19 protein-coding genes are annotated in these 26,631 nt (G+C 67.6%); 4 read left to right on the top strand and 15 right to left on the bottom strand.

Annotation, left to right across the window (positions count from 1 at the left end):
- Positions 1-7: 7 nt before the first annotated feature.
- The 12 genes from J7643_11250 to J7643_11195 all read right to left on the bottom strand — a co-directional run bounded on the left by J7643_11250 (position 8) and on the right by J7643_11195 (position 16,179).
- The gene (locus J7643_11250; GenBank protein MBO9541155.1) at positions 8-1,318 is read right to left on the bottom strand and encodes an MCE family protein; all 1,311 of its coding nucleotides are present in this window, start codon (positions 1,316-1,318) and stop codon (positions 8-10) included.
- Positions 1,315-2,097 carry an ABC transporter ATP-binding protein gene (locus tag J7643_11245; GenBank protein ID MBO9541154.1) on the bottom strand — a complete coding sequence of 261 codons (783 nt, stop codon included), beginning with the start codon at positions 2,095-2,097 and terminating at the stop codon, positions 1,315-1,317. The genes J7643_11250 and J7643_11245 overlap by 4 nt, the downstream gene beginning before the upstream one ends.
- Positions 2,098-2,222: 125 nt before the next feature.
- A complete protein-coding gene (locus tag J7643_11240; GenBank protein ID MBO9541153.1) occupies positions 2,223-2,399 on the bottom strand; it encodes a hypothetical protein in 177 nt (58 codons plus the stop codon).
- Between the two features lie 88 nt (positions 2,400-2,487).
- A complete protein-coding gene (locus J7643_11235; protein ID MBO9541152.1) occupies positions 2,488-3,279 on the bottom strand; it encodes an ABC transporter permease in 792 nt (263 codons plus the stop codon).
- 142 nt (positions 3,280-3,421) lie between these two features.
- Positions 3,422-4,888: a deoxyribodipyrimidine photolyase gene (locus tag J7643_11230; protein ID MBO9541151.1), complete on the bottom strand. Its 1,467-nt coding sequence runs from the start codon at positions 4,886-4,888 to the stop codon at positions 3,422-3,424.
- 39 nt (positions 4,889-4,927) lie between these two features.
- On the bottom strand, positions 4,928-6,973 hold the full coding sequence (locus J7643_11225) for an MASE1 domain-containing protein (GenBank protein ID MBO9541150.1): 2,046 nt from the start codon (positions 6,971-6,973) through the stop codon (positions 4,928-4,930).
- Positions 6,974-7,053: 80 nt separating this feature from the next.
- Positions 7,054-8,214 carry a tRNA guanosine(34) transglycosylase Tgt gene (gene tgt, locus J7643_11220; protein ID MBO9541149.1) on the bottom strand — a complete coding sequence of 387 codons (1,161 nt, stop codon included), beginning with the start codon at positions 8,212-8,214 and terminating at the stop codon, positions 7,054-7,056.
- Between the two features lie 56 nt (positions 8,215-8,270).
- Complete coding sequence (locus J7643_11215) at positions 8,271-10,871, bottom strand: glycosyltransferase family 39 protein (protein ID MBO9541148.1); 2,601 nt, start codon at positions 10,869-10,871, stop codon at positions 8,271-8,273.
- A 63-nt stretch (positions 10,872-10,934) separates the two neighbouring features.
- Positions 10,935-14,258: an IPT/TIG domain-containing protein gene (locus J7643_11210; protein MBO9541147.1), complete on the bottom strand. Its 3,324-nt coding sequence runs from the start codon at positions 14,256-14,258 to the stop codon at positions 10,935-10,937.
- Between the two features lie 20 nt (positions 14,259-14,278).
- Positions 14,279-15,238, bottom strand: a complete 960-nt coding sequence (locus tag J7643_11205; GenBank protein MBO9541146.1) for a hypothetical protein — start codon at positions 15,236-15,238, stop codon at positions 14,279-14,281.
- A 13-nt stretch (positions 15,239-15,251) separates the two neighbouring features.
- The gene (locus J7643_11200; GenBank protein ID MBO9541145.1) at positions 15,252-15,827 is read right to left on the bottom strand and encodes a hypothetical protein; all 576 of its coding nucleotides are present in this window, start codon (positions 15,825-15,827) and stop codon (positions 15,252-15,254) included.
- A gap of 139 nt (positions 15,828-15,966) precedes the next feature.
- Positions 15,967-16,179, bottom strand: coding sequence for a hypothetical protein (locus J7643_11195; protein ID MBO9541144.1), 213 nt, complete (start codon positions 16,177-16,179; stop codon positions 15,967-15,969).
- Between the two features lie 244 nt (positions 16,180-16,423).
- Here J7643_11195 and J7643_11190 point away from each other — a divergent pair, with 244 nt between their 5' ends.
- Positions 16,424-17,410 carry a hypothetical protein gene (locus J7643_11190; protein MBO9541143.1) on the top strand — a complete coding sequence of 329 codons (987 nt, stop codon included), beginning with the start codon at positions 16,424-16,426 and terminating at the stop codon, positions 17,408-17,410.
- Between the two features lie 48 nt (positions 17,411-17,458).
- Here J7643_11190 and J7643_11185 read toward each other — a convergent pair whose 3' ends face one another.
- The 3 genes from J7643_11185 to J7643_11175 form a co-directional block, all read right to left on the bottom strand.
- Entirely contained in the window at positions 17,459-20,542 is a 3,084-nt protein-coding gene (locus tag J7643_11185) for a hypothetical protein (protein ID MBO9541142.1), read from the bottom strand.
- Between the two features lie 24 nt (positions 20,543-20,566).
- Positions 20,567-21,298, bottom strand: a complete 732-nt coding sequence (gene rph, locus J7643_11180; protein ID MBO9541141.1) for a ribonuclease PH — start codon at positions 21,296-21,298, stop codon at positions 20,567-20,569.
- A 76-nt stretch (positions 21,299-21,374) separates the two neighbouring features.
- Positions 21,375-22,367: a DUF362 domain-containing protein gene (locus tag J7643_11175; GenBank protein MBO9541140.1), complete on the bottom strand. Its 993-nt coding sequence runs from the start codon at positions 22,365-22,367 to the stop codon at positions 21,375-21,377.
- Positions 22,368-22,684: 317 nt separating this feature from the next.
- Between J7643_11175 and J7643_11170 the strand changes: the two genes are divergently transcribed.
- The 3 genes from J7643_11170 to J7643_11160 are packed head-to-tail and all read left to right on the top strand — an operon-like array spanning position 22,685 to position 26,624.
- Positions 22,685-23,362: a TetR/AcrR family transcriptional regulator gene (locus J7643_11170; GenBank protein ID MBO9541139.1), complete on the top strand. Its 678-nt coding sequence runs from the start codon at positions 22,685-22,687 to the stop codon at positions 23,360-23,362.
- A 3-nt stretch (positions 23,363-23,365) separates the two neighbouring features.
- Positions 23,366-24,562: a thiolase family protein gene (locus tag J7643_11165; GenBank protein MBO9541138.1), complete on the top strand. Its 1,197-nt coding sequence runs from the start codon at positions 23,366-23,368 to the stop codon at positions 24,560-24,562.
- A 13-nt stretch (positions 24,563-24,575) separates the two neighbouring features.
- The gene (locus tag J7643_11160; protein MBO9541137.1) at positions 24,576-26,624 is read left to right on the top strand and encodes an enoyl-CoA hydratase/isomerase family protein; all 2,049 of its coding nucleotides are present in this window, start codon (positions 24,576-24,578) and stop codon (positions 26,622-26,624) included.
- The last annotated feature ends 7 nt before the right edge of the window (positions 26,625-26,631 follow it).

Genomic DNA, 26,631 nt, shown 5'->3' with positions numbered 1-26,631 from the left:
CAGGCGATTAATCAAGCGGGCGCCACTGCACGCCCAGGTAGAGGCGATTGTCGTTCGGATCCGACAGATCTCGGAGCCAGGCGCCCGTCAACCCATAGCGCTGGTTCCACCAGCTGGGGTAGTACACCCCCGAGAGGCGCAGCGAGGGCGTGATGGGGTTGAAGACCTCGCCGGTCAGCGCCACGTCATGCCGAGGCGTCCAGTCGAGGCCCGCGCCGATCTTGCTGCGGATCATCCCCAGGTGGAAGCTCAGGCCGTCGCCGAGGAAGTTGGGCTTGCCCCAGTGGGCGTTCCAGAGGTTCCGGTCGCCGATATCCTCGACGCCCACCTGGAACGAGTCCTGGGAGAGGTGCAGGCCCATGTTGAAGTTGCCGTTGACGTACGAGCGGCGCGTCTCCTGGACGCCCGTCAGGTCGAAGCGCGGGGAGAAGCCGGGCGGGTGCGCGGCGACGTCGGCGGCCTTGGTGACGACCGCGCGGCTGGTTTTGACGATCTCGGAGACGTCGGACTTGAGCTTGGGGTCCTGCGAGAAGGTTTCGACCTGGCCGGCCAGCGAGTCGAGGCGGGCCGTGAGGCGCTTGAGGTTGCCGAGGGCCTCGCGGGCGTCGGCGAACTGGTCGCCCTGGCCTGCGAACGCGTCGTAGCTCTTGCGGACGCCGCCCGTCACCGCCCGCAGGTCGGCCACGATGGCCCGAAGCTCGTTGGGCGAGAGCGAGCCCGCCAGCGCGTCGGCGGTGCCCACGAAGCGACGGGCGTCGACGGCGACCTCGTCGGTGTGCTTGATGAGGGCGTTGAGGCCCGTCATGGTCTGCTGGAACTGGGCAATACCGTCCTTGAGGGCCATGCGCGTCTCGGGGGCTTCGGCCAGGTCGCGCAGCGATCGCAGGGCCTTGTTGGCCTGCTCGATGGCCACGTCCAGGCGCGCCGGGTTGGTGCCGTAGACGGTGGCGTCGTGGGCGAGGGTCTCGCTAGTCAGCTCCTCGGGCGGGAAGATCTCGAGGGTCTTCTCGCCGATGATCCCCTTGCTGAGGATCTTGAAGCGCGAGCCCTCGAAGATGCGGGTCTTGCGATCGCTGATCTCGGCGTCGACCACCACCAGCCGCTCTTCGGGATTGACGGCGGCGACCCGGCCGACCTTCACGCCCATCAAGAGCACGTTGGCGCCGGGCAAGAGGCCGTCCACGTCGTTGAAGACCACCTTGAGGTGGTAGCCCTGCGGCCTGAACGAGGTCTGGGTCAGCCAGCTGAGGCCGACGACCAAAATCGCGAGCGACAGGACGGTGAGTGCTCCCACCTTGGCGGGGGCCGTGAGCTTCAAGGATGCCTCCTCTCGTCGGGGGTGCCCGTGGGGTCCCCGCTCAGGAACGACGCGATGGTGGGGTCGGTGGTCTCGCGCATCTCGTCGGGGGTGCCGCTGCCCACCACCTTCCCTTGATGGAACATGGTGATGCGGTCGGCGGTCCGGAAGATGGTCGAGAGCTGGTGGGTGACGACGATCGAGGTGGCCTGGGTCTCGCGGGAGATGCGGACGATCAGGTCCTCGATGACCGTCGAGGTGATGGGGTCGAGGCCGGTGGTCGGCTCGTCGTACAGGATGAGCTGAGGGTCGCGGGCGATCGCCCGGGCGATGGCGACCCGCTTCTGCATGCCGCCCGAGAGCTCGGAGGGGTAGGCGTCGCCGGTGCCGGCCAGACCCACCACCGCGAGCTTGGCGTCCGCCACTTGGCGGATCTCCTCGTCGGTCATGGGCGTGTGCTCGCGCAGCGAGAAGCCCACGTTCTCGGCGACCGTCATGCTGTCGAAGAGGGCCGCGGACTGGAACACCATCCCGACCCCGTGCCGAAAGCGGCTCCAGCCGCGCGCATCCAGCCGGGTCAGGTCCTCGCCGTTGCAGTAGATGGCCCCCGCGTCCGGCGTCACCAGGCCGATGAGCATCCGCAAGAGGGTGCTCTTGCCGCAGCCGGACGGCCCGATCACGACCGAGGTCTGTCCCGCCGGGAACTCGCAGGAGACCCCCCGCAGGATGGGCTTGGGGCCGAAGGCCTTCTCGATGGCGTCGATCCCGATGGCCAGGCCGCGCTCCGTCGGGGCGCTCATCCGAGAGGACCGACCGCGCGACGAAGGGGATCGAAAGGGGTGCAAACGCGTTCCAGGGTAAAACCGACCGGCATGCCGTCTCCCAAAACGTCGCCTGAACGCTCAGGCTGTCCGTCGGTATTTTATCATGAGGCGCGCGACCCTGCGGGCGCCTCGCTTGTAGGCGGCTCGGGATTCGACAGGCTCAGGATTCGGACGTGGTTGCGGTCGAGCCCGCAGCACCAGATGGCCTTGGCGGGCCCTTCGGCGAATTCGATCGTTCTATCGAGCGTCATGGGTTCGCCGCACTTCAGACAGGTCATGGGGGGGATCTCTCCTGGCGAGTAGGACCCTCCAGGATACCTGTCCGGCTCGTTTTGAGCCTAGGGGGGTAGCCCCCAATTTTGGCCTTTACTTGCCGGCGCCCGGGAAAAGCAGCGCCGAGAGGAAGTAGTTCGAAATGAAGATGGTGATGAGCGAGAGCACCACCGAGTCGGTGGTCGCCTTGCCCACGCCGCGCGCGCCCGCGGTGGTCGAGAGGCCCTGGTGGCAGCCGATGAGCCCCACCACCATCCCGAAGAAGCCCGCCTTCACGAGCCCGCGCAGGATGTCGGCGGGGACCACCAGGTCCTGCAGGCTGTTGATGAAGAGCTGCGGGGTGACGCCCTTGACGGCCACCGCCACCGCGTAGCCGCCGACGATGGCCACCGCGTCGCCCAGCAGAGCGAGGAGCGGCAGCATGACGGCGCAGGCGATCACACGGGGCACCGCCAGGTAGTAGAGCGGGTCGGTGGCGAGTGCTGTCAGCGCGTCGATCTGCTCGGTGACCTTCATGGAACCCAGCTCGGCGGCGATCGCCGCCCCCACCCGCCCGGCGATGACGACCCCCGTGAGGGTGGGGATCAACTCGCGCGTCAGGGCGATCGTCGAGACCCCACCGATGACCGAGGTGGCGCCGAAGCGAATGAACTCGTTGGAGATCTGGAGGGTGAAGACCATCCCGATCGACAGGGCGGTGATCAGGGCGATGGGCAGGCTCTCGACCCCGATGAAGGCCATCTGCTGGAAGGTGTTGCGCCCGTGGACGGCGCCCGTGGCGATGAGGCGCAGCACGCGGCCCGCCAGGATCACGAAGCGGCCCAGGCCTTCAAGCGAAGCGATGGTGCGTGTTCCGATGCGTTCCAGGGCGCTTGCGACCCGCATGCCGTCTCCCTAAGAGCATCCAACAAAACCAGGCATGTTACAGCCGTTGGCCGCCGTGGGCGGCTAGAAGGAACAGTTTTGTTGGATGATCCAACCGCCGCCCGAACGCTCAGGCGGTCCCGCAGCATTCTATCATGCCGGCTCAGGGCCCCGCGTAGCGGCGCAGGTACTCCTTGACGCTGACCTTGCGGGCGGTGTTCTCGGAGCTCATGTAGCGGATGGTGCCGAAGATAGGGCGCTCGGGCCCCCAGGGCCGGTCGTAGCGCCCGAGGATCCAGGAGATGCCGCCGTAGGAGTTGGGGTCGCGCCCGTCGAGGGCGTACTTGTTGTTGAGCTGGATGAGGGTGTCGAGGGCCTCGCGGGGGCTGGCGCTCCACTCCAGGATCTTCTTGCCCCAGAGCATGCGCAGGTAGTTGTGGATCCGCCCCTCGCGCACCAGCTGGCGCTGGGCCGCGTTCCAGAGCGGGTCGTGGGTGCGGGCCGCCTCGAACTCCGAGAGGGCGTAGCGCACCGGGCGCGGATCCGCGGCGTGCTTGTCGAGCGTTGCCTGCGCCCACTCGGGCAGGGACTCGTAGCGGTCGTAGTTCGGCACGTAGACGCAGGTGTTGAAGCTCAGCTCGCGCCATGTGATCAGCTCGTCGAGAAAGGACTCGGCTTCGGGGCTCGCCCCCCACCAGCCGTGGCGCTGGCCGGTGGGCTTGGAGGACAGGTTCGCGGGCGTCCAGCCCTCTTGCCGCATCAGGCGGGCGAAGACCTCGTGGGCGCTGATGTGCCCCCAGTGGAGGTGGATCGAAAGGCCGCTCGACGCCGCCTCGTCCGGGACGTTGCGGGCTTCGTCGTAGCGCGCCAGCTTCTCGCTCAGGAAAGCGTCGAGCACCTCGCAGGCGCTCGAATGCCCGCCCGAGAGGGTGTCCACCGGGCGCACCGCGTGGTCGATGGGAAGAGCGGCGAGTGCTGAGGCCTCGCCGTCGAGCAGGGCCTTTGTGGCCGCGGGCCACCGACGGGTGATGCGCTCGGGCAGGGCTTCGAGCCGGGGCAGGGGGGTGTTGGCGAGCGGGTCCGGCTGCGGCAGCTGCAAGAGGTGCGCGGGCAGGGTCTTGTGCAGCATGCGCCGAAAGGAGTAGGCCGTGGCGTGGGCCTTGTCGGTGGCGCGCAGGGGCAGAAGCCCGTTCGAGTCGACCATCTCGACCCGAACCCCCAGGGTGGGCGAGAGCGCGCGCACCAGCTGGGGCAAGAAGAAGCACGGGAATTCGTCCGTCACCACCACGCAGGCGTGAGCGGCGAGGGCCTGCAGGAGCCCATCACCCGCCCCCGCGGCCGGCTCGACGTAGGGGTAGTAGAGGGCGCCGCGCGCGGCGAAGGCGTGCCGGTTCTCGCGCATCCCCTCCAGGACGAAGCGATGGAAGCGATCGCAGGCCCAGGGTTGGCTGACGCCGAGAGATTCGAGGACCACGAGCGGCTTGTCCAACTCTTGGGCCCACTCGATCGCCCGTTGAAGGCTGAAATTCCAGGTCGCACGGCGGTTGGTGAGCAGCCAGTAGAGGACGTAGTCGCCCTCGGGCCTTGGCGGGGCCTCGTTGCAGACCTGGCGGCGGATGGACGGGACCATGGGAGGCGACTCTCCTCTCGGGCGCGGGCGCAGCTTCGCCTACGATACGTCGAGGCGCATCCGCGCACCATCCTCCTTCGGGCTGGTCGTGGCCGCTCCGAGCGGCAGGGTGAACCAGAAGGTGCTCCCCTGATGCCACTCGCTCAGCACGCCGATGGTGCCGCCGTGAGCCTCCACCAGGGCCTTGGTGATCGCAAGGCCGAGCCCCGTACCCCCGCGCCGGCGGGTGAGGCTGTTGTCCACCTGGTAGAACTTGTCGAAGACGTGAGGCAGGTCCTCGGGGGGGATGCCGATCCCCGTGTCGTGGACCTGGATGTGGACCTCGCGCGCGTTGCGGGTGACCGAGACCGTGATCCGGCCGCCCGGGCGCGTGAACTTGATGGCGTTGCCGATCAGGTTCAAGAGGATCTGGCCCACCCGCTTGGGGTCCATCCGGATTGTCTGGGGCGTCTCGATGCCCTCGGCCGTCAGGGCGATGCCGGCCTCCTTGGCTTGCGGCCGGAAGCTCATGACGCTCTCGCGAACGACCTGACTCAGGTTGGCGTCCTCCAGCGCGAGCCGGAAGCTGCCGGACTCCAGCCGCGCCACGTCCAGCAAGTCGTCGACCAGATGCGTCAGGCGCCTGCTGCCCTGCTGGATCTGCTGGACGAAGTGCTCTTGCTCGGTGGTCAGATCGCCGGCCAGGCGATCTTCGAGGAACTCCGCGAACCCCTGGATCGAGGTCAGGGGGGTGCGCAGCTCGTGGGAAACGGCGTTGATGAGGTTGCTCTTGAGCAGGTCGAGCTCCTTGAGACGGCTGTAGGCTGACGCCAGGTCGGCCTCCGCGCGTTTGCGGGCCGTGATGTCCCGCGAGATGCCGATGAGCCCGAGCAGTTGGCCCTGTGCCGAACGATAGGGAAAGAGGTTGGTGAGCAAGGTCCGCTCGGTGCCGTCGAGGCTCCGGACCGTGTCCTCGCGGTAGCTCGCCTGCCCCGTATCCAGCACGATGCGGCCGCTCTGGTGGATGCGTTCGGCCGACTCCGGCTCGAAGAGCTCCTCGTCCCGGTGCCCCAGCAGGGCCGAGACCGGCTGATCGAGCTGGGCGGCCCGTGCGGCGTTGATGAAGACGTAGCGCCCCTCCAGGTCCTTGATGAAGATGCCGTCGGTCGCGTTGTCGACGATGGCGCGCAGCCGGGTCTCGCTGTGTGAGAGCGAGGCGAGGGCCTGCCGGCGCTCTGAGACGATGGTCGCCAGCAAGAGCATCGTCGCCGCCACGATGGCGACCAGGGACTGCGAGAGCAGCACCGCCTCGCTCGGGGCGAGCCCAGCCGAGGGGGCCACCCCTCGGAGCGTGCCCCAGACCACCCCGCCCCAGAAGACGAGGTTGGCGCTCGTGGCTCCCCGCTGCTCGAAGCGAACGGCCGCGAGCACCAGGAAGGGAATGACCAGGTGCGCGAGCGAGAATTGCTGGCTTTCCGGCAGGAAGAAGCCGCCGAAGACCACGCGGCAGATGAGCGCGATGCCTGTCAGCAGCGCGAGCAACTCGAGGCTCCGCCGCGTGCTCCAGTGGTTCGGCCACGGGGCGAGCCAGCTGAGCAGCGCCGGCGTGAGCACGATGATGCTGACCGCGTCGCTGAGGGCGAGGACCGGCCAAAGCGAGAAGGCGTTCGGCCAACTCGTGCCGCCGAAGGCGACGAGTAGGGGCAAACCGAGGGTGGCGCTCAACGCCGGAGCGAGCAGGGCCGTGAGCAGGACGAGCGCGAGGATATCCTGGGTGTGCGCCAGGCGCGGCGCGCGCGGAGCGAAGCGCATGACGAGCCAGGCGCCGACCCAGGGCGTGAACAGGTCGATCGCGGCGAAGCCCAAGGCCGCGAGGGGGGCGGCAGGGTTGACGGAGAGCTCGAAGCAGAGGGCCCCGAGCGCCACGCCGGGCAGGACCCCCATTCCCAGCCGCAGGAGGGCCGCGAGGGCGAGGGCGGTGGAAACGTAGACCGCCGAGGCCCCCTCGTGGACGGCCCCAAGGGAGAAGGCCAGCCGTGCCGCGCCGAAGTACAGAACGGCGAGCAAGAGACATTGGAGCCAGCGTGGCGGGGATGTGGTGCCCATCGTGCCCCCTACCGCTGTGACCCTTTGCGATCGCAGCCGGCGTCTATTTTAAACCCGAAAGGAGAGCCTCAGAAGACTCGCTATTCCGCCAGGATGGGGGGGGCGTCCGTGGCCTCGAGGCCCAAGAGCGGCCAGAAGGCGGGCGAGACGAAGTGCTTGTGGCTGTGGGGGAAGGTGCCCGCGAAGATCGAGGCGCGGATGCCCTCCATCAGCCGGATCAGGTAGCGGATGTTGTGGATGCTCAAGAGGGTGTGCGCCAGGTACTCCTGGGCGCGGACCAGGTGGTGCAGGTAGCGGCGCTCGAAGCCGTAGGAGCAGGTGTAGCAGTCGCAACCGGGCATCAGGACCTCGGGGTCCTCCCGGAAGACGGCGTTCTTGATGGTCAGGCGCCCCTGGTCGGTGAAGAAGCTCGCATGGCGCGCCAGTCGCGTCGGCAGCACGCAGTCGAACATGTCGACGCCGAGCGCGGCCCCCACCACCAGATCCTCGGGCATGCCCACCCCCATCAGGTAGCGGGGCTTGTGGGCGGGCAAGAGGGTCGTGCTGTGGGCGAGGGCCGGGTACATCTTGTCCTTGGGCTCGCCCACCGAGAGGCCGCCGATGGCGTAGCCGGGGAAGTCCATGGGCACCAGGGCCTCGGCGCTGCGGGTGCGCAGGTCGTCGTAGACGTTGCCCTGGATGATGCCGAAGAGGGCCTGGTCCTTGGGGCGCTGGTGGGCTGCAAGGCAGCGCTCGGCCCAGCGGGTGGTGCGATCGACCGCCTTGAGGGCGTCGGCGTGCGAGCTCATGCCGGGCACGCACTCGTCGAAGGCCATCATGATGTCGGCGCCGAGCGAGTTCTGGATCTCCATGGAGGTCTCGGGCGCGATGAAGTGCTTGGAGCCGTCCACCGGGTTGCGGAAGTGGACGCCCTCTTCGGTGATCTTGCGCAGATCCGACAGGGAGAAGACCTGGAAGCCGCCGCTGTCGGTGAGCATGCTGCCCTGCCAGCGCTCGAAGCGGTGCACCCCGCCGGCGCGCTCGATGAGCTTGTGGCCCGGGCGCAGGTACAGGTGGTAGGCGTTCGCCAGGATGATGCTCGCGCCGGTCTCGGCCACCTGGTGCGGGGTCAGGGCCTTGACCGTGGCCTGGGTGCCCACCGGCATGAACACCGGGGTCTGCACCTGGCCGTGCGGGGTCGTGAGGGTGCCGGCGCGGGCGCGGCCGTGGGTGGCTTCAACCGTGAACTGAATGGCGCTCAAAGATCAATCCTTAGTAAAACAGCCGCAGGCGCTAGAAGACGAAATAGCCGCGGGCGCTAGATCCAGGTCCGGAACCAGATGTGCATCCGGTAGAACGGCTCCGGGATGGGCAGGCCCGAGAGGAGCGGGTAGAAGAAGGCGAACAGGCCGACCACCAGGATGAGGTAGGTCGAGGCGACGGGCTCCCAGTCCTCTTGCCGCCACAGCCGCTCCATGAAGTAGGCGAGGGCCAGGATGGCGAAGGGGATGGTCTCGAACATGTAGTGCATGAAGACCAGGGGGCGCGGCTGGACGGCCCACATCAGGTACATGCCGAGGCCCATCGTGACGATGAACCAGCCCATCCAGAGCTTCCGACGCCAGGCCACGTAGGTCATGGCGAAGAGCGCCGGGATGCTCGCCCACCAGATGGCGGGGTTGCCGATGGCGATGATGCCCGAGATCAGCCCGTTCTTCCAGTCATGGTAATAGTACCAGGTCGGGCGAACCATCAGGGGCCACTGCCACCAGGGGGACGCGTAGCCGTGGGTGGCGTTCAGGTGCGCGTGGTAGCCCCACATGTTCTGCTGCATCGTCAGCACTTCGCCGAACCCGTGCCCCTGGAGCATGTAGGGGATGTAGCTCAAGGCGTAGACCACCATGGGGATGCCGACGAAGTACCCGACGCAGCGCAGGGCCAGAAGCCCGATCTCCTTGGGGGAGCGGCGGGGCGATTCCCAGAACAGGACGTAGACCCCGATGAGCAACCCCAGGAGGCCCCAGGCGTACATGGTGGACCAGCGGGTGGCGAGTGCGGCACCCAGGGCGAGGGCTGCGAGCGGCAGCATGCGCTCCTTGCGGGTGCGCATGAACTCCCAGGTGGCCAGCGTCGCGAGCAGCAGGAAGAAGACCACGTAGATGTTGGTCATCGCCACGCGCGACTGGACGAAGAAGACCCCGTCGCAGGCGAGGAGCGCGGTCGCGATCCAGGCCGGGCGGCGCTGGTCGAACATGCGGCGCGCGAGCACGTAGAAGACCCCGAGGGTCAGCGCGCCGACCAGGAGGCTCACGATCCGCCAGCCGAAGGCGTTCATGCCGAAGACGGCCACCCCCACCGCGATCATGAGCTTGGCCAGGGGCGGGTGGGTCCACTCGTAGGGACTGATGCCCTTGAGGTACTCCTCGGCGGTGCGGGCGTGGTAGACCTCGTCGAAGATCTGCTCGGCGGGCAATCCCAGGCGGTAGAGGCCCAGGGCGAAGAAGGCGCCCATCAGGCCGAGCATCCACTGCCAGTCGCGCTTGCCCCAGGGCTCGGGGCCGGGGGCGGTCTCCGCCTCGGCGGCGTTCTTGCCCAACAGCGCCTGGCGCAGCGAGAGGGTGGGACGCAGGGTGGTCTCGGGACGGCGGCCGAAGGTGTAGCCGATCAGGTCCCCGAAGTACCACATGTTCACCAGCACGCAGCCGACGATCACGACGGTGCGCAGGGGGGCCGGGACGGCGAAGAAGAGCGCCTGGTTGGTGTAGTAGACGTAGACGTACAGGACGTTGAGGGTCGCCGTCGCCGTGAAGGCCCACAGGTTGGGGATCAGGTGGCGGTTGGCGCTGGCGGCGAGGGTCAAGAAGGCGATCGCCGGGAACATGTAGCGCTCGTGCATCCGGGTGGGGAAGAGGAAGAAGCCCAAGAGCAGGACGGCGGCTGCGAGCATGAGCGGGGCGAGCCCCGCGTGGCGCTTGCGGTAGAGGAAGACCCCCATCCAGGCCGAGAGGATGCCCACGAAGGCGAGGCCCAGGGCCCGGTGGGTGATCCCGAAGATGGTCCGGGCGTCGGTGTAGCGATCGCCCCACATCATCACCCCGTTGTCGAGGCTGGTCGGCGCCCAGATGTTGAAGGCGTTGATGGTGCTGCTGGTGTAGGTCCCGGCGGTCGCCATCATCTTCTCGAAGAGGAAGGCGAAGGGGCCGACGACGATGGGCCCACCTGCGTGGAAGGGGAAGGTCAGCGCCCAGACCAGGGCGAGGCCCGAAAGGGCCGCGGTGGGCCAGACCCACCAGGCCCGGCGGAACCACTGGGAGAGGACGAAGAACGGCGCGAGGAAGAGGCCCTGGGGCTTGAGCATGACCCCCAATACCGCGGTCGCCGCCGCCGTCATGAACCGGTTGCGCAAGAGCAGCCAGACGGTCACGAGCATGCACAAGGTCAGCACGCTGTCGATCTGGCCCCAGACTCCTGAGACCAACAGGACCAGGGGGTTGAAGGCGTAGATCAAAGCGCCGTGGTAGGCGCTGCGGATGGTGACCCGGCCGCGCAGGATGAGGAAGATCATGTAGGCCGAGGCCACGTCGGCGAGGATCGCCGGCACCTTGAGCAGGGTGGCGAGGCCGAACCCCCGCCCGTAGTGGGCCCAGGTGGGGTCGAAGAGGTGGTAGAGGTGGCCCAGCCCCGACAGCGCGTAGAGGTAGCCCGGCGGGTAGTCGCAGAAGTAGCCGGGGGCGTAGAAGTTCGCGATCCCGACTTCGGCCAGGCGCCGGCTCCAGGCCATGAAGGTGTCCATGTCCACCCAGAAGGCCATCGGGAAGAGGATCAGAACCAGGCGAAGGAGCAGAGCGGCACCAAGGCCGGCCCACAGGCGCTTGCGATAGGTCTGAAGCAGCGTCGGGTTCGGAATTTCTGCAGACATGGAGGTCAGTTTAGAGGATCCACCAAGCAGTGACAAGGCTCGCGGGCCTTACGGACCGGCGATTCACTGCACCTTCCGGATGCGCTTGTTCGAGGTGTCCATGATGTAGAGGACGGTTCCTGCTGCGTTGATGGCCACGTCGCGCGGACCGTACAGCTTGGCGCTCGTGGCGAGGCCGCCGTCGCCGGAGAAGCCTCCGCTCCCGGAGCCTGCCACGGTGGTGACGGTGTTGGTCTGGTCCACCTTGCGGACGCGATCGCCTTCGACCACGTAGATGAAGCCGTTGTTGTCCACCGTCAGCCCGTAAGGCCAGCTCAGCCCGGAGCCGACAAGCGTGCTGAGGGTGCCGCCACTCAGCTTGCGCAGGCGCTGCCCGTCGTACTCGGTGATGTAGACGTTGCCCAGGCCATCGACGGCAACGCCCGACGGGGCGTAGAGCGCCGAGGTGAGTGCGGGGCCGTTCGCGCCCGCTCCGGTGGAGCTGCCTGTTCCCGCGATCCGGGTGAGCGTGCCGCCGGAGACCTGGACGATGCGATGGTTGTAGGTGTCGGCAATGTAGACGGTCCCTGCGCTATCGACGGCGACGGCTCGGGGGGTATTGAGCGCCAGGGTATCCGCGCCCGTTCCCGAACTGCCTGTGCCTGCCACGACGCTCAGGGTGCCGCCGCTGAGCTTGAGGACGCGGTGGTTGTTGGTATCGGCGATGTACAAGGTGCCGGCCGCGTCCACGGCGATGCCGCTAGGCTGACTGAGGGTCGCGCCGAGCGGAGCGCCCGTGCCGCTGCCGCTCGTACCGTTCCCGACCACCGTGGTGATGAGGCCGCCACTGACCTTTCGGATGCGGTGGTTACCCGTGTCGGTGAAGTACACGTCGCCCGAGGCGTCGACCGCGATCCCGCTCGACGTATCGAACTGGGCGCTCAGCGCGGAGCCGCCGTCGCCGGAGAAGTTGCTCGAACCGTTGCTCGCCACTGTGCTGATGGTGCCGCTCGTCACCCTGCGTACGCGGTACTGGCTGCTGTCGATGAGGTAGAAATCCGAAGCCCCGGTCGCCAGGATCACGTTCGGGCTCTGCAGCTTCGCGCTGGTCGCGCTGCCGCCGTCGCCGAGCGAGGCGCCGCTGCCCGCCACCGTCGAGACCGTACCGCCGCTGACCTTGCGGATCCGGTTGTTGAAGCTGTCGGCGATGTAGACGTCTCCGCTGCCGTTCACCGACACGTCCCTGGGGTTCCAGAGCCGGCTGTTGGCGATGGTCCCGTCCGCGTTGCCCCCGGTGCCGTTGCCTGCGATCGTGACCATGTTGCCGGTCGCGGCGTCCACCTTGCGCACGCGGTGGCCCATGTACTCGGCGATGTAGAGGTTGCCCGCCGCGTCCACCGCAACGCCCGTGGGGCTGCTGAGCGCCGTGCTTGCCGCCGGGACGTTCTCGCCGCCGTTGCCCGACGTGCCGGTGCCCGCGACGACGGTGATGATGCCGCCCTCGATCTTCTTGACGGTGTGGGTGCCGTCGGTGACGTAGAGGATGCCGCCCGGGCCCACGGCCACGTTGGTCACGTTGCCGAGCCCTGTCGGGCCCGCCACCGTCGAGATGTTCCCCGTCGAGAGCGCGACCATGCGGATGCGGCGGTTCTGGAAGTCGGCGATGTATAGGTTGTCGGCCGCGTCCACGGCGAGGCCCTGGGGGCCGGAGACCTGGGCGCTGGCGGCCTGCCCGCCGTCCCCCGAGAGGCCCCCGACGCGCGTGCCGGCCAGGACGGAGATGACGCCCCCCGGGGTCACCTTGTAGACGGCATTATGGTTGCTGCTCGCGACGTAGAGGTTGCCCAGGGAGTCCCGGGCCAAGCCGCCTGCGAGGGTGTCGAGCGACCAGTTGGTGGCGAGCCGGCCCGCCTCCGGCAGGCTGGCGCCGGCGATGGACTGGATGGTGGCGTTGGCGGGCAGGCCGTTGAAGACGGTGAAGTCGCCGGCGCTGCTGCCGGTCTGGCCGGCGGTGGTGACGGTGACGGGCCCCGCGCCGGTGGGAAGGCTGGAGGGAAGCTTGACCGAGAGGCTGGTGGGGCTGGTGCTGAGGGCGCTGACGGTGGTGCCGTTGAACTTGATGGTGTTCTGGACGGCGGTGCCGAAGCCCGAGCCCGTGATGGTCACGGTGTCGCCGGGCTTGCCCGCGCTCGCGCTGAGGCCCGTGATCTTGACCGGAACGGTGAAGGTGCCCGCCGTCTTGCTGAGGCCCGCGACCTTGACGACGAGGTTGCCGCTGATGGCGCCGTTGGGCACGGTGGCGGTCAGGGTGCTCGCGGTGACCGCGGTGACGGTGGCGGTCGTGCCGTTGAAGGTGACGGCGTTGTTGGCGAGCACCTCGGGGTCGAAGCCCGAGCCGGTGATCGTCACGCTGGTGCCCGGGTCGCCCGAGGTGGGGGCGTAGCTCGCAAGGTTGAGGGGCACGGTGAAGTTGGGGCCGAGGGCGATGAGGTTGCCGACCTGGACCGAGGTCTGGCCGGAGGTGGCGCCCGCCGGGACGGTGACGGTGAGGGTGGTCTCGGTGCGGGCGCTGGCGGCGGAGGGCTCGCCGTTGAAGCGCACGACGTTGTTGGAAGGGGTCTGGCTGAAGCCCTTGCCGGTGACGGTGACGGTGCTGCCGATGTTGCCCGAGGTGGGGGCGAGGCTGGTGGCGGCGAGGACGATGTCGCCCTGGTTGACCTTCTTCCAGGTGTCGGTCGCGGTGTCGAGGCCCACGGCGTCGATGGGGTCGCGATTGGCCGCAAGGCAGGCGTTGACGATGGCGAGGATGGCGGTGACATCCGCGCCGGAGAGGTTGGTCACCGGGGTGTAGGTGGCCTCCGAAAGGGTTCCGAGCAGATCGGCGAAGGCCACGGGCTTGGCGGTGCCGGCGCGCAGGGCGGCCCCGACGGCGATCGCGGTGCTGGTGGGGCTGATGACGATGCCTTCGTTGGGGACGGTGTTGCTAAGGGAGATCCAGCCTTCGGCGTAGCGGGCGATGGTGCGGATCCGGGCCACGTCGTTGCCGGGCTTGTTGCCGCCCAGGCCCTTGCTGGCTTCGAGGTAGTAGGTGGCGGTCGATTCGGGCCTGAAGCCCCTGGGCAGGCTGAGGTCGAAGCGGCCGTTCGGGCGGGTGACGGTGCTCGCCTCGGTCTGATTGGTGCCGGTGTTGATCAAGGAGACGGTGGCGGCGGCTGCGACTTCGTCCATGGTGGCCTGGCCCGCGCGCTCGGCGAAGAGCGCCCTGCCGCTCAGCACCATGGAGCGCTCTTCCGAGCGCCCGTCCGTCGCAAGGTCCGGGGCGATCGCCGTTTCCGTCGGTCCGAAGGGGAGGGTGCGGCAGCTTGCCACGAGCAGGAGGCTCAGCAGGATAAGCAAGACGCGGCGCATGGCACCTCCTTGTTCGGAGACTACTCGACGGTGATCGAGGTCGTGGCGGACAGGTAGCCAGACCAGGCGTAGACCCAGGCGCTGCCCGGGGCCGTGGCGTTGAAGACGCCCGTGGGGCTGATGGTCCCGATGGTGCTTGCGGCCGAGCCCGGAAGGCCGAGCTTGGCCGGATCGATCAGGCTCCAGCGGGTCACGGTCGGATTCTCGATGACGAGGCCCTGGGTGTCCTCGCCGGTCGGGACCTGGAAAGCGACCGGATGATGGATGCCCACCCGCTGCTCGGCGGGTTCGACGTCGAGGCGCGAGAGGACGCGGAAGGTCGGTCCCGGGGCCGAGGGCACCCCGTCGTCGAGGATTTCGATGGGGCCGGACTGGGCGCCGTAGGGCACCGTCGCCTTCACCTGGCCGCCGCTCAGCACGCCGAAGATCCGCGCTCCGCCCAGGGCGAGCTGGTAGGAGCCGCTGGGGCCGAAGGTGCCGCCGATGCTGACGTCGACGCCGGGGCCGCCGTTGTCCGGGGTGAGGCTCGTCACGCTGGGGCGGAAGACCGGATCGAGGTCGAGCAGCACCGAGGTGCGCTGGTTGGCGACGAGGGTCACGTCGTTGGCCCGCCGGCTTGCGATCGGGATGTCGGTCGAGGCCTGGCCCGAGCGGAACGCATCCGCCTGGACGCTCAGCCCGGTCATGGCCTCCAGGTGGATGGTTGCTTCGGTGACCATGAGGCTGTCGGTCGCCTCGGGCCGCGGGAGCGGGGCGAAGTAGAGGAGCTGATTGGCCTTCTTGACCTGGATCCAGATGGTCTGGGTACTGAGGGGGATCACCTGGGTTTGGCGATGGGGCCAGCGGACGGCCACCTGGAGGGTGCCAGCCGCGCCCTCGGGAGCGCCGGCGCCCTGGGGCGCGCGCGCGGCGGGGGGCGTGACGGACGAGCAGCCGATGAGCAGGCCGCAGGCGATGAGGAGGGTGCCGAGATGCTTCATGAAGGCTTGCCCCTTATTGCACGATCACGCCGAGCTCGCTGGTCGTGCGAACCTCGATGGCCACGTCCTGGAAGACGTTGGGGTCGTCGACCGCCTCGCAGCGGACGTAGTGGATGCCGGGCGGCGTGCTGGTCTTGGTGGCGATTTTGCCGCCCCCGTACGTCAGGTGCTCGCCGACCACCCAGCGGACGGGCGCCTGGAAGCCATCGTCGCGCAGGGCAATACCGCTCAAGGAGAGCGAACTCGGGTAGCCGAGGCTCTTGGTGGGATCCTGGGGGGGCGGATACAGCAGCAGGTAGGTGTCCGAGACCTGCACCGAGGAGATCACCACCTTGGGCGGCGCCGTGGGCTTGGGGGTTGCCGGAGGGGTGGTGGGTTCGACGCTGGGGGTGGCGGTGGGGACGGGCGTCGGGTTTCCCGACCCCGTGGCGACGCCGCCGCCGATCGGCCCGTTGCCCGGGGGGGCTCCCGTGCTGGGGTGCACGAGCACGCCGCTGCCTTCGATGTCGTCGCTCGGGCAGCCGGCGACCATCAGCAGGGCGAGAAGAGGCAAGGCATAAGCGGCCTTTCGCGCGACAGCGTGTCTCAAATAGGCAGGCCTTCCGTGGGCGATGACTGGTGGGTTGATTCTAATCCTGTAAGGTTCTTGGGCCAGAACTTGTGAAAACTTGCGTCTTATTCTCAAGATTTCTTTGATTTTTTGAGAATGGATCGCTTATAAGGTCGCCTTACGACGAGTGAGAAAGCTGAAGGCCCTCAATCAACGAAAGCTCTTCGATTTTCTTCATCATGGCGTAGGCGGAGCTGCGCGAGAGGTCGCAGGCTTTCATGACCCGCTGGACAGGCTGGACACCGTGCTCCTTGAGGTAGGCGTAGACGAGAATCCCGGAAAAGCTGAGGCCTCGTTCTCTGAGTTGGTAAAGGTGCTGAAAGGATAACATCTGGTGTTGGTCCTCATGAGAGCGGAAAGAACGGTCGAGGGCGGCACGTGCGCCAGCTCCATCCTAGGCGGCCTCACTCGCATCCTTATCGCAAAAGAGGGGAATGGCTTGCCTTCATTCCTGTCTTGTTATTTGGATAATATGATTTTAATCACATAAGCTTGGAGTATTTCGTTTGGTTTGTCGAGGGTCGTGGTAATTGGAGGAGATAGAGGGGCGATTAGTCTCGGAAGGAGATTGCTTCATGTCCATCAAGTACGACTCGAATAACGCGCAGCGCGCCCAAATCCAGTCGAATATCGCCAAGGTTAACGACCTCTTCAAGCAGCAACCGGATTTGAACGTCGCGGACACCAAGAACGCCAAATACGAGGACCACTTCAAGCAGGCGGACACCAACCACGACAAGGACATCAGCCGGGACGAGCTCAAGACCTACGTCAAGGGCGCTCTCTCGGCGGGTATCGACCTCAGCAGCTTCGGTAGCACCCTCGAGGTCCAGAAGCAGAACCTCGACGCCGCGTTGGATGATTGGTTCACCTTCGGCGAGGACGAAGCCCCCGCCAAGACCGAGGGACCCGCTGCCACCGCCAAGGTCGAGGACCATACGGCGGTCAAGGGGGACTTCGACAAGGGCAAGACTTGGGAGAACCTCCGTCAGCAGAAGATCAGCAACCGAGAGTTGCTCGACTTCGGCCACGAGAAGGTTGATGGCAAACTCTTCGCCCTGAAGGACAAGGAGCTCGTGTGGGCCGACACGGGGACCAAGGTCTCGCGCGAGCAACTCGCGGCCATGCCGGATTACCAGCTCAAGATCGTCGCCGACATACAGGGCCAGCCTTTCGATCTCAAGGCCCACCAGGCTGGCGCCAAGGAGCTCGAAGCGCTCGCCAAGACGGTCATGGTCCCCGACCCCACCCCTGACGACGGGATCCACGACCAGGCCAAGACCGACGCCAAGGGGCGCGAGGCGGCCATCGCCGAGAAGCGCATGCTCAACTTCGGCCACCACGAGGTCGACGGCAAGCTGTTCGAGGTCAAGGGCGACCTGGTCTGGGCGGACAACGGCAAGAAGATCACGCCCGAGCAGATGGCCGCCATGCCCGATTACCAGCTCGAGGCCTTGAGCAAGGCCCTGAGTTATGGGCACGGGATCCCGCTCAACGTCTTCGAGATCTTCCTGAGGGACGAGGGGCGGCGCCAGCAGCTCGCGGAGCATGCGATCCGGTAGCGTTCGCGGCCCCATCAATCGTGAAGGCCTCCCCACTCGGGGAGGCCTTCACGATTGGGTGAGGCGATCGAGCAAGACGAGCGTCTCGGCGGCAGGAGCGGCGTCGAAGGCCTGGCGCAGCGCCCTGACGCACTGTTCGTATTGCTTGCGTACCAGCTCGCGCTGGCCGAAGCGGCTGTAGAGCTGCATGAGGCGGCGATGCGCCTCTTCGTTGGCTGGATCGAGCTGCAAGATCCGCTCGGTGAAGCTTCGGCCCCGCTCCACGTGGTCGTTTTCGAGGTGGTGATCCGAGAGCCGGAAGAGCATCTCGAGCAGGAGCACCCGGTAGCGTTGCCGCTCGGTCTCGAACCAGCCCGCAAGCAAGGGTTCGCTCAGCAGGTCGGCACGGTAGAGACCGACGGCGGCCTCGTATGCGGCGATCGCCGTTTCACGATCCCCTGCCTCCCAGGCGCGCTTGCCGTCCGCGTAGGCCCGCTCGAATTCCGCCACGTCCCACCTGGCGCCTTCGAGCGAGAGGTGGTACCAGCCGTCCTTGATCGTCAGGTAGCGCGAGGGCTGCCGGGGTGCGAGCGATGGTTCCAGGAGCTTGCGCAGCGCGCTCGTGAGGTCGTGCAGGTGGCGCTCGGGCTGGGCCTCGTCCGACTCGGCGAAGAGCGCGTCGCAGAGCGCCTCGCGGCTGAGCCCCTGGGGCGAGAAGAGCAGGAGACCCAGCAGCGCCTTGGCCTTCTTGCGCGGCCAGTGAGCGGGGGGCTGCGAGCCGCGCGAGACCTCGAGGCTGCCGAAGCAGCGAATCTGGAGGGCGGCCGGCGCGAGCGGAGGCAGCAGGGGGGCGGCGTCCGGCCCCTTGCGTGCGAGCGACTGGCGGACCGCGGCGGCCTCCTCCGGGAAGAGCGACTCGATCTTGGCGAGCAGGGCATGGTGGCCGTGCTGCGCGAGCAGGCGCCACAGCGTGTCGTTGATCTCGCTCAGGGCGACCGGGGCGTAAAAGATGCCGAGCTGCTGGATCTGCGCGACGGCCGCATCGAGCGTTCGGCGTGCCGCCTCGTGCTGGCCGCATCGCTCCTGCGCCACCGCCAGGATCAAGAAAATGTCGAGCTCGAGGGTCAGGGCCGTGCTCCCCTGGAGGTTGGCGTGCGCGGCTTCGAGCTTCTCGAGGGCCTCGGCGTCCGCGCCTGCGACCAGCAGGGTCAGCCCCCAGTGCATCAGGAAGAGGGCCTTGTGGAGGACCCACCGCTCGACGCCCTGCATGCTTTGCGCGTGCAGCTGGAGGGCCGGGCCCCACTCTTCGCGGCGCCGGCGAATGATCGCAAGGCGGCTGAGGGTGTTGGCCAGGTCGATGCGCTCCTCGTTGCCCCCCGCGCTCAGGAGGGCGAGGACCTCCAGGTACTTCGCCTCGGCCTGCGTGTGCTCGTTCTGCAAGAGGAGGCAGTCCGCCTCCTGCATCAGCAGGTGGCAGCGCGTGTGGCTGTTCTCAGGCGGCTCCGGATCACTCGCTTGTTCTTGGTAGAGGCGCTCGCCCTGCGCCCGATCGCCGAGGTGGAAGGCGATCAATGCCATGTAGAGGAGCACGCGCCGCCGCAGGGGGCGCCGGAACCGGAAGGCGTCCGAGAGTGCGACCGCATGCTGGAAGTGGCGGGTCGCCTCGGCGAACGCGCCCCGGTTCATCTTGGTGATGCCCAGGTTGGTCGCGGCGATCTGATGGTTGGTCGCGATCGCCAGCTGGTCGAAGTGGGGGAAGTCCAGCACCCGCAGGAAGTGATGGCTGGCCCTCTCCTCGTCGCCCAGGGCGTAGTGATAGCAACCCAGCAAGTTGAGGTGCTCGATCCGGTCGGTCAGCTCGCCGTCCGCCACGAGCGGGGAAGCCGCTGCTTGGATGCGGGCGAAGGTCTCGAAATCGTCCTGGTCGAAGGCCAGGCGCATGAGGTAGTTGTAGGCTTCCAGCAGTCGGGGGCGATCGCCTTGCCGGTCGAAGACGTCGGCGGCTGCTTGGTAGCGCGCTCGGGCCTCGGCGACGAAGCCCTTGGCCTCTTGCAGGAGGCCGTCGATGAGCATCAGACGGGGGTCTGTGCCGCGGCGCTCGCCGAAGAGCGCGACCAGGTGGGCGAGTTGTTCGAACTGTCCCGAGAGCCGCAGCGCGATGGCCTGTTGGCGCAGCACGGTGACCGCTGCTTCCTCATCCCCCGCCTCGTGCAAGAGCGAGATGGCCTGGCCCGGGGCGCGCGGCGCGAGCACGCTCGCGACGCGCTGCAGCAGCTCGGCCTGGCGGCTGGCAAGCTCGTGCGTGCGCCACTCGTCGCGCAGGAGCTTCCGTGCGAGAGGATGCCAGGTGAAGGCGTTGCCCTGTACGAGCCCCCAGAAGAAGAGGGCCTCGGCTTCGGGCGAGGCGATCTCGACGAGCGGGACGGTCTCGATGCTCGGCGCTACGAGGAGCGAGAGGGTGCGGGCCGCTCGGCGCAGTGCGGCCGGTAGCGGGGCCAGGAGCTCCTCGTAGACCAGGAGCTCGATGAAGGTGGCGGCATGGTTCGGGTTCTCGAGCCGCGAGAGGGCCTTGATCCCGAGCGGCCAGCCGGCAAGCGCATCGGCGAGCGCGTGGTAGTGAGGCCTGTCCTGGAGCCACGCTGCGATCTCGTCTTCCGAGAGCCGTAAGGCCTGGGCGTCGAGCAGGACCGCCGTTCCTTCGGCGAGCTTGCGGGCGAAGCGGATGGGCGGGCGGCTCCGGGTGGTGAGGAGGTTGCGGAAAGCGGGCGTCGCATGGGCGAACCAAGCTTGCATGAAGCGGGTGAGGTTCGGATCGTTGAGCGAATGCTCGCCCTCGTCGAGTACCAGGGTGGCCCCGTCGGGGTAGCGCGCGAGCAGGTGGCTCCGCAGGGCCTCGGCGAGCGCTTCGGGCTCGACGGAGTCGCCGAGATCGAGCGCATGGGCGAGTCGCGCAAGGGTGCTCGGGGCGCACTGTAGCCAGTACTGGGGCAGGCCCAGGGCGTCCGCGATCAGGCGCGCCGCGCACGTCTTGCCCCATCCGGGTCCAGCCGCCAAGATCCAGGTAGAGACGCCGGGCGCTGCTGCCCAGGCCGCGATCTGCGGCCTGGGCAGCAGCGCCTCGTGAGGTTCGAAGGTCGAGCCGTCCAGGGTCAACGATCGCTCCAGCGGTGCGAGGGACTAGGCCTCGACCGGCTGGCGGATCGCCTGGCGCTGGGCGGCGATCAGCTCCTGGATCCCCGCATCCGCCAGATCGAGCATGCGGTTGACCATCTGCCGGTCGAAGGGCTCGCCCTCGGCGGTGCCCTGGACCTCGACGTAGTGGCCCGAGCCGGTGGCGACCACGTTCATGTCGGTCTCGGCGCGCGAGTCCTCGTCGTAGCACAGATCGAGGACGGCCTCGCCGTCCACCACGCCGACGCTGATGGCCGCGAGCGGATCCAGGCGGGGCATGCGATCGAGCTTGCCCTGGGTGACCAGGGTCGTGAAGGCGTCGTGGAGGGCGATCCAGGCGCCGGTGATGGCGGCGGTGCGGGTCCCGCCGTCCGCCTGGATCACGTCGCAGTCGAGGGTGATCTGACGCTCGCCGAAGCCGTACAGGTCGCACACCCCGCGCAGGGAGCGGCCGATGAGGCGCTGGATCTCGTGGGTGCGGCCGCCGACCTTGCCGATGCTCGACTCGCGCGACGAGCGGGTGTGGGTCGCCCGGGGGAGCATGGAGTACTCGGCGGTCACCCAGCCCTTGCCCGTTCCCTTCAGGAAGGGAGGCACCCGCTCTTCGACGCTGGCGTTGCAGAGGACCTTGGTGTCACCGAAGCTGATGAGCACCGATCCTTCGGCGTGCTTGGTGAAGCCGCGCTGGATGGTGAGGGGGCGGAGCTGGTCGGGCTTGCGGCCGTCGGGACGGGGCATGATGTCTCTCCAGATATAGAAATATGGGTACCTTGGTTCTATACCCCGTCGCGCATGGCCGCAAGGGGGCTAACCCTCAGATGATCAGCAGCTCGTAATCGCGCGAGCCGAGCCCGTCGCGGGCGACCAACTCCAGGAGGTAGTCCCAGTCGGCGGCAGGGGCGAGGCTGCGGATCTTGTCTGGGGTGGCGGGGTCCATCAGGCGGGTGCCCGGTATGCCTGTCTGCATGTTGAGGAAGTCGGCCGTGGCCTGGTCGAGGCCCACCGGGTCGCGCGAGACGAGGATCCCCACGTCCGGAATGACCGCCGCGTCGCTCCAGCTCGCCCCGTCCGGGTCGGGGGTGAGGTCCATCAGGATGTTGCAGTAGAGGATCTTGCCACCCTTTGAACGGTGGACGACACCGAAGGCCTCGGCGACCCTTGCCGCCAGCAGATCCGGAGGCAGCGCGGTCGGCTCGGAGGCGGTCTCGGCAGCCGCCGGGGCGCCACCTGCCAGCACCAGGGCTTCGGTCGCCACCGTGCTGAGGGCGAGCTTGCTCTCGCGGGTCAGGGCCCCCAGGCCCAGGTGGTAGAGGGCGCCGCAGAAGCCGACCTCGGGGTGGAAGGTGACGTGGTTGGCGACGACGATGGCCTCGGCGTCGTCGATGGCGCCCGCGATCGCCACCGTCCCCGGCTGCGTTCCCCCGGTCGGGTACGTGGTGCCGTGGAGGCCGTCCACCCCATCGGCGATCAGCACCGGCGCCCCCAGGGTCTGGCAGTTGAAGCCGTGTGCGCTCGCCACCTCCAGGTGGCCCACCGCCTCGGTACGCCGGGGCGAGCGGCGCGCGTTGGTGTCGGTGACGAAGGGGTTGGCGCCAGCCTGGCGCACTTTCTTGATCAGGCGCCGCAGGATCTCGGGGCGGATGTGGGTGGTGTTGCCCGGCTCGCCGAAGTGGGTCTTGACCGCGACGCGATCGCCGCTGGCGACGATCTGGGCGAGGCCCGCCGCGTCGAGAAGCTGCTCGATCTTGTCCATGAGGCCGCCTCCGCCGGTCGCTCGGCGCTGGGCGAAGTAGACTTCAGCGGTCATGCGGGGCTCCTTTGAGTGTCTAACAAAACGGTTCCATCAGGCCACCTGTGGCGGCCAAACACGACGAATGCCTGGTTTTGTTGGGCACTCTTGTGCGGCGTTGCGGGCGAGGACGGATTAGGAGGGCGCGTAACAACCTCTTCATCATAAATCATAACAAACAATCGTGCCTCATGTGAAGCTATCGTGAAGGATTGGAGGCCACTTGCGCCCTTCGCGCGAAAACCTCTCCCGGGGGCTGACTGAACACCGTCTTGACAGCTCCCACCCCCCTTCTATAATGGTTAGTGATTACTCACTAACGAATGGGGAGGACCATGGCCGCTGACACCCGCGAACGCTTGACGGCCGAGGAGCGCCGGGCGCAGATCCTGCGCTGCGCCACCGCGGTCTTCGCCCGATCCAACTATCGGGTCGCCGGGATGGCCGAGATCGCCAAAGAGGCGGGCATCTCCGAGCCGACGGTCTACAAGCACTTCACCAGCAAGAAGCAGCTCTTCCTCACCATCCTGGACCGGGTCGGCGACAGCACCCTGCGCCACTGGCAGGAGCTCGCCTCGGACGCCCCCGATCCCCTCACCCTCTTGCGCCGGATCGGCACCAGCCAGTACGAGATCGTCCTCAAGCGCCCCGACACCCTCAAGATCCAGTTCCAGGCCCTCTCCGAGGTCGAGGACGACGAGATCCGCGCGGCCCTGCGTCGTCACTTCGCCTCGTACGCCGACTTCCTGATGAAGGTCCTGGACGCGGGGCGCGCAGCACGGCTGCTCGCGGCCGATCTGGACGTGACGGCGGCCGCCTGGCAGCTCATCTCGGTCGGCTTCACCCTCAACCTCGCCTCGCTGTTGGGCTTCGAAGAGGAGTTCAGCCGGGAGCGGATGCAATTGATGGGGGATCAGATGATCCTCACCTTCGGAAGCGGCCAAGGCGCCGCGCCCCTCGAGTCCGGGAGCGACGGCGCTTCCGGTTTCCGCACGCACAGAAAGGGTTCCTAGGTCATGAAACAAGTCGTCTTGGTGGACGGGATCCGCACGCCCTTCGGCAACTTCGGCGGGGCCCTCAAGGACCTCAACGCGCCCGAGCTGGGGCGCATCGTGCTGGCGGAGCTGCTCGCGCGCAACCCGCAGGCGGCCGATGCCATCGATCAGGTGATCATGGGCTCGTGCGGCCAGGGCTCCGAAGCCCCCAACCTCGCCCGCGTCGTGGCCCTCAAGGCCGGCATCCCCCTCGACAAGCCCGCCTACACCGTCCACCGCAACTGCGGCTCGGGCATGCAGGCGATCATCAACGGCTTCCAGGAGATCCAGGCGGGGGACGCCGAGGTCCTCGCGGTCGGCGGCATCGAGTCCATGAGCTCGTACCCCTACATCAGCCGCGACATGCGCTTCGGCAAGCGCATCCGCCACGCCGAGTTCATCGACTCCATGTGGGAGGGCCTCACCGACCCGGTCTGCAACCTCCTGATGGGTCAGACCGCCGAGAACCTGGTCGAAGAGTTCGGCCTCACCCGCGAAGAGCAGGACCAGTACGCCGTCAACTCCCACAAGAAGGCCTTCCGCGCCGCGCGTTCGGGCAACTTCGCCGAGGAGATCATGACGGTCAACGTCCCCAAGAAGGCCGGCGGCAAGGACGTGGCCCCCGAGCCCGTCTCGACCGACGAGGGGCCCAACCCCGCCCTGTCGCTCCAGATGCTCTCCATGTATCCGACCATCTTCAAGAAGGGCGGCTCGGTCACCCCGGGTAACGCCTGCGGCACCAACGACGGCGCGGTCGCCCTCCTGATGATGACCGAAGACAAGGCCCAGGCCCTCGGCTACAAGCCCATGGCCATCATCCGCTCGTACGTCAACGTCGGCCTCGAGCCCGAGCGCATGGGCATGGGGCCCGCCTACGCCATCCCCAAGGCCCTCGCCAAGGCCGGTCTCACCCTCGACCAGATGGACGTGATCGAGGTCAACGAGGCCTTCGCCGCCCAGGTCCTCTCGGTCGCCAAGAAGCTCGAGCTGGACATGGACAAGCTCAACCCCAACGGCGGCGCGATCGCCCTCGGCCACCCGGTCGGTGCTTCGGGCGCGCGTCTGGCCTTGACCCTGAGCCGCGAGCTGCAGCGCCGTGGCGCCAAGTACGGCGTCGCGAGCCTCTGCATCGGCGGCGGCCAGGGCATCGCCATGGTCCTCGAGAATCCCAACGCTTAGTAAGGAGAGAGAGATGGCAGTCGAATCCCAGATCAAGTCCGCCCTGAACGCCAAGCCGCTTCCCATCTTCAAGGTGGGGGTCGTCGGCGGTGGGGCCATGGGCGGCGGCATCGCCCAGGTCGTCTCGAACGCGGGCTTGCCGGTGATCATCAAGGACATCAACCAGGACGCGGTGGACAAGGGCCTCGCGGCCGCCCGCAAGGTCTACGAGGGCCGCGTCAAGAAGGGCAAGATGTCCGCCTCCGAGATGGAGCAGAAGATGGCCCTCGTCTCGGGCACGACCACCTGGGACGGCTTCGATGACGTGGATCTCGTCATCGAGGCGGTCACCGAGAAGATGGACATCAAGAAGGCCGTCTTCGCCGAGTTGGACAAGGTCACCCCCAAGCACGCCATTCTCGCCTCCAACACCTCGGCCCTCTCGGTGAGCGAGCTGGGTAGCGTCACCTCGCGTCCCGGCAAGGTCGCGGGCCTGCACTTCTTCAACCCGGCCCCGGTCATGAAGCTGGTCGAGGTCATCGCGGGCAAGGAGAGCACCGACGAGACCATGGCGACGCTCTTGGCCTTCTGCAAGGACATCCGCAAGCACCCCGTCCTGGTCAAGGACGGCGCGGGCTTCCTGGTCAACCGCCTGTTGCTCGCGAGCTTCAACGAGGCCGTGACCGCCCTCCAGGAGGGTGCCGCCACCGCCGAGCAGATCGACATGGTGGTGCCCACCAAGGGCTTCCCCATGGGCCCCTTCACCCTGGCCGACATGCTGGGCGTCGAGGTCTGCAACGAGGTCGTCCACACCCTGCACGACGCCTTCGGCAATCGCTTCCAGCCCACCGAGCTGCTCGACTGGATGGTCGCCGAGGGCCGCTGGGGCCAGAAGAAGGGCGCCGGCTTCTACTCGTACAACGACGAGGCCACCAACCCCGTGCCCGGCAAGATCGACGCGATCATCGCCAAGAACGGCAAGGCCAAGGTACCCTTCGAAGTCGATCGCTTCATCCTGCCGATGATCAACGAGGCCGCGATCCTGATCGAGGACGGCGTGGCCGCCGCCGAGGACGTGGATCCCGCCATGCAGATGGGCACCGGCATGGGCCGCGGCCCCCTGATGCTCGCCGACATGATGGGCCTCGACACGGTGGTCGAGCGCCTCAAGTTCTACCAGACCGAGCTGGGCGATCGCTTCAAGCCCGCCCCCTTGCTCGAGAAGATGGTCGCCGAGGGCAAGCTCGGCGCCAAGTCCGGCCAGGGCTTCCACGCCCACGAGGCCGTAGAGGAGGGTCAGAAGACCCGCACCTTCATCAAGGTGCAGCAGGACGAGGCCGTGGCGGTCGTCACCATCGACAACCCGCCCGCCAACGCCCTCAACTCGGCCGTCATCTTCGAGCTGCACGAGGTCCTCCTCGAGCTCGAAGCCGACAACACGACCAAGGCGATCGTGCTCACCGGCGCCGGCCAGATGGCCTTCGTCGCGGGCGCCGACATCAAGGAGATCGCCGAGATCAAGAGCGGCCCCGAGGCCAAGCAGATGGTGGCGGCGGCCAACGAGGTCTTCAACCGGATCGAGGCCCTCAAGAAGCCCATCATCGTCGCGGTCAACGGCTTCTGCCTGGGCGGCGGCTGCGAGCTCGCCATGGCCTGCCACATCCGCATCGCCTCGGACAAGGCCCGCTTCGGCCAGCCCGAGATCAACCTGGGCATCATCCCGGGCTTCGGCGGCTCCCAGCGCCTGCCCCGCATCATCGGCTACGGCAACGCCACCGAGTGGCTCTTGACCGGCGACATGTACACGGCCCAGCAGGCCCTGCGCGTCGGCCTGGTCCAGAAGGTCGTGCCGGCGGGCGACGAGGTCGCTCAGGCCGTGGCGCTGGCCAAGAAGATCGCCACCAAGGGCCGCCTCGCCATCCAGTACATGATGGAGGCCCTCCACGGCGGCCAGAACAAGCCCATCAAGGAGGCCGTCAAGCTCGAGAACGAGAAGTTCGGCGCGGTTTGCGAGACCGAGGACAAGCAGATCGGCGTGAAGGCCTTCATCACCAAGACTCAGCCCAAGTTCGTGGATCGGTAACGGCGCG

The sequence above is a fragment of the bacterium genome (assembly GCA_017744355.1).
In the GTDB taxonomy this organism is placed as follows: Bacteria; Cyanobacteriota; Sericytochromatia; order S15B-MN24; family UBA4093; genus JAGIBK01.
The sequence above is the reverse complement of the archived record's forward strand: the minus strand, read 5'-3'. Positions and strand labels throughout refer to the sequence as shown.

Bases quoted from the DNA above. Each gene is read 5' to 3' on its own strand.
- J7643_11245 (MBO9541154.1), bottom strand. From the start codon at position 2,097: ATGAGCGCCCCGACGGAGCGCGGCCTGGCCATCGGGATCGACGCCATC.
- J7643_11240 (MBO9541153.1), bottom strand. From the start codon at position 2,399: ATGACCTGTCTGAAGTGCGGCGAACCCATGACGCTCGATAGAACGATC.
- J7643_11235 (MBO9541152.1), bottom strand. From the start codon at position 3,279: ATGCGGGTCGCAAGCGCCCTGGAACGCATCGGAACACGCACCATCGCT.
- J7643_11230 (MBO9541151.1), bottom strand. From the start codon at position 4,888: ATGGTCCCGTCCATCCGCCGCCAGGTCTGCAACGAGGCCCCGCCAAGG.
- J7643_11225 (MBO9541150.1), bottom strand. From the start codon at position 6,973: ATGGGCACCACATCCCCGCCACGCTGGCTCCAATGTCTCTTGCTCGCC.
- J7643_11215 (MBO9541148.1), bottom strand. From the start codon at position 10,871: ATGTCTGCAGAAATTCCGAACCCGACGCTGCTTCAGACCTATCGCAAG.
- J7643_11210 (MBO9541147.1), bottom strand. From the start codon at position 14,258: ATGCGCCGCGTCTTGCTTATCCTGCTGAGCCTCCTGCTCGTGGCAAGC.
- J7643_11205 (MBO9541146.1), bottom strand. From the start codon at position 15,238: ATGAAGCATCTCGGCACCCTCCTCATCGCCTGCGGCCTGCTCATCGGC.
- J7643_11195 (MBO9541144.1), bottom strand. From the start codon at position 16,179: ATGTTATCCTTTCAGCACCTTTACCAACTCAGAGAACGAGGCCTCAGC.
- J7643_11190 (MBO9541143.1), top strand. From the start codon at position 16,424: ATGTCCATCAAGTACGACTCGAATAACGCGCAGCGCGCCCAAATCCAG.
- rph (MBO9541141.1), bottom strand. From the start codon at position 21,298: ATGCCCCGTCCCGACGGCCGCAAGCCCGACCAGCTCCGCCCCCTCACC.
- J7643_11175 (MBO9541140.1), bottom strand. From the start codon at position 22,367: ATGACCGCTGAAGTCTACTTCGCCCAGCGCCGAGCGACCGGCGGAGGC.
- J7643_11170 (MBO9541139.1), top strand. From the start codon at position 22,685: ATGGCCGCTGACACCCGCGAACGCTTGACGGCCGAGGAGCGCCGGGCG.
- J7643_11165 (MBO9541138.1), top strand. From the start codon at position 23,366: ATGAAACAAGTCGTCTTGGTGGACGGGATCCGCACGCCCTTCGGCAAC.
- J7643_11160 (MBO9541137.1), top strand. From the start codon at position 24,576: ATGGCAGTCGAATCCCAGATCAAGTCCGCCCTGAACGCCAAGCCGCTT.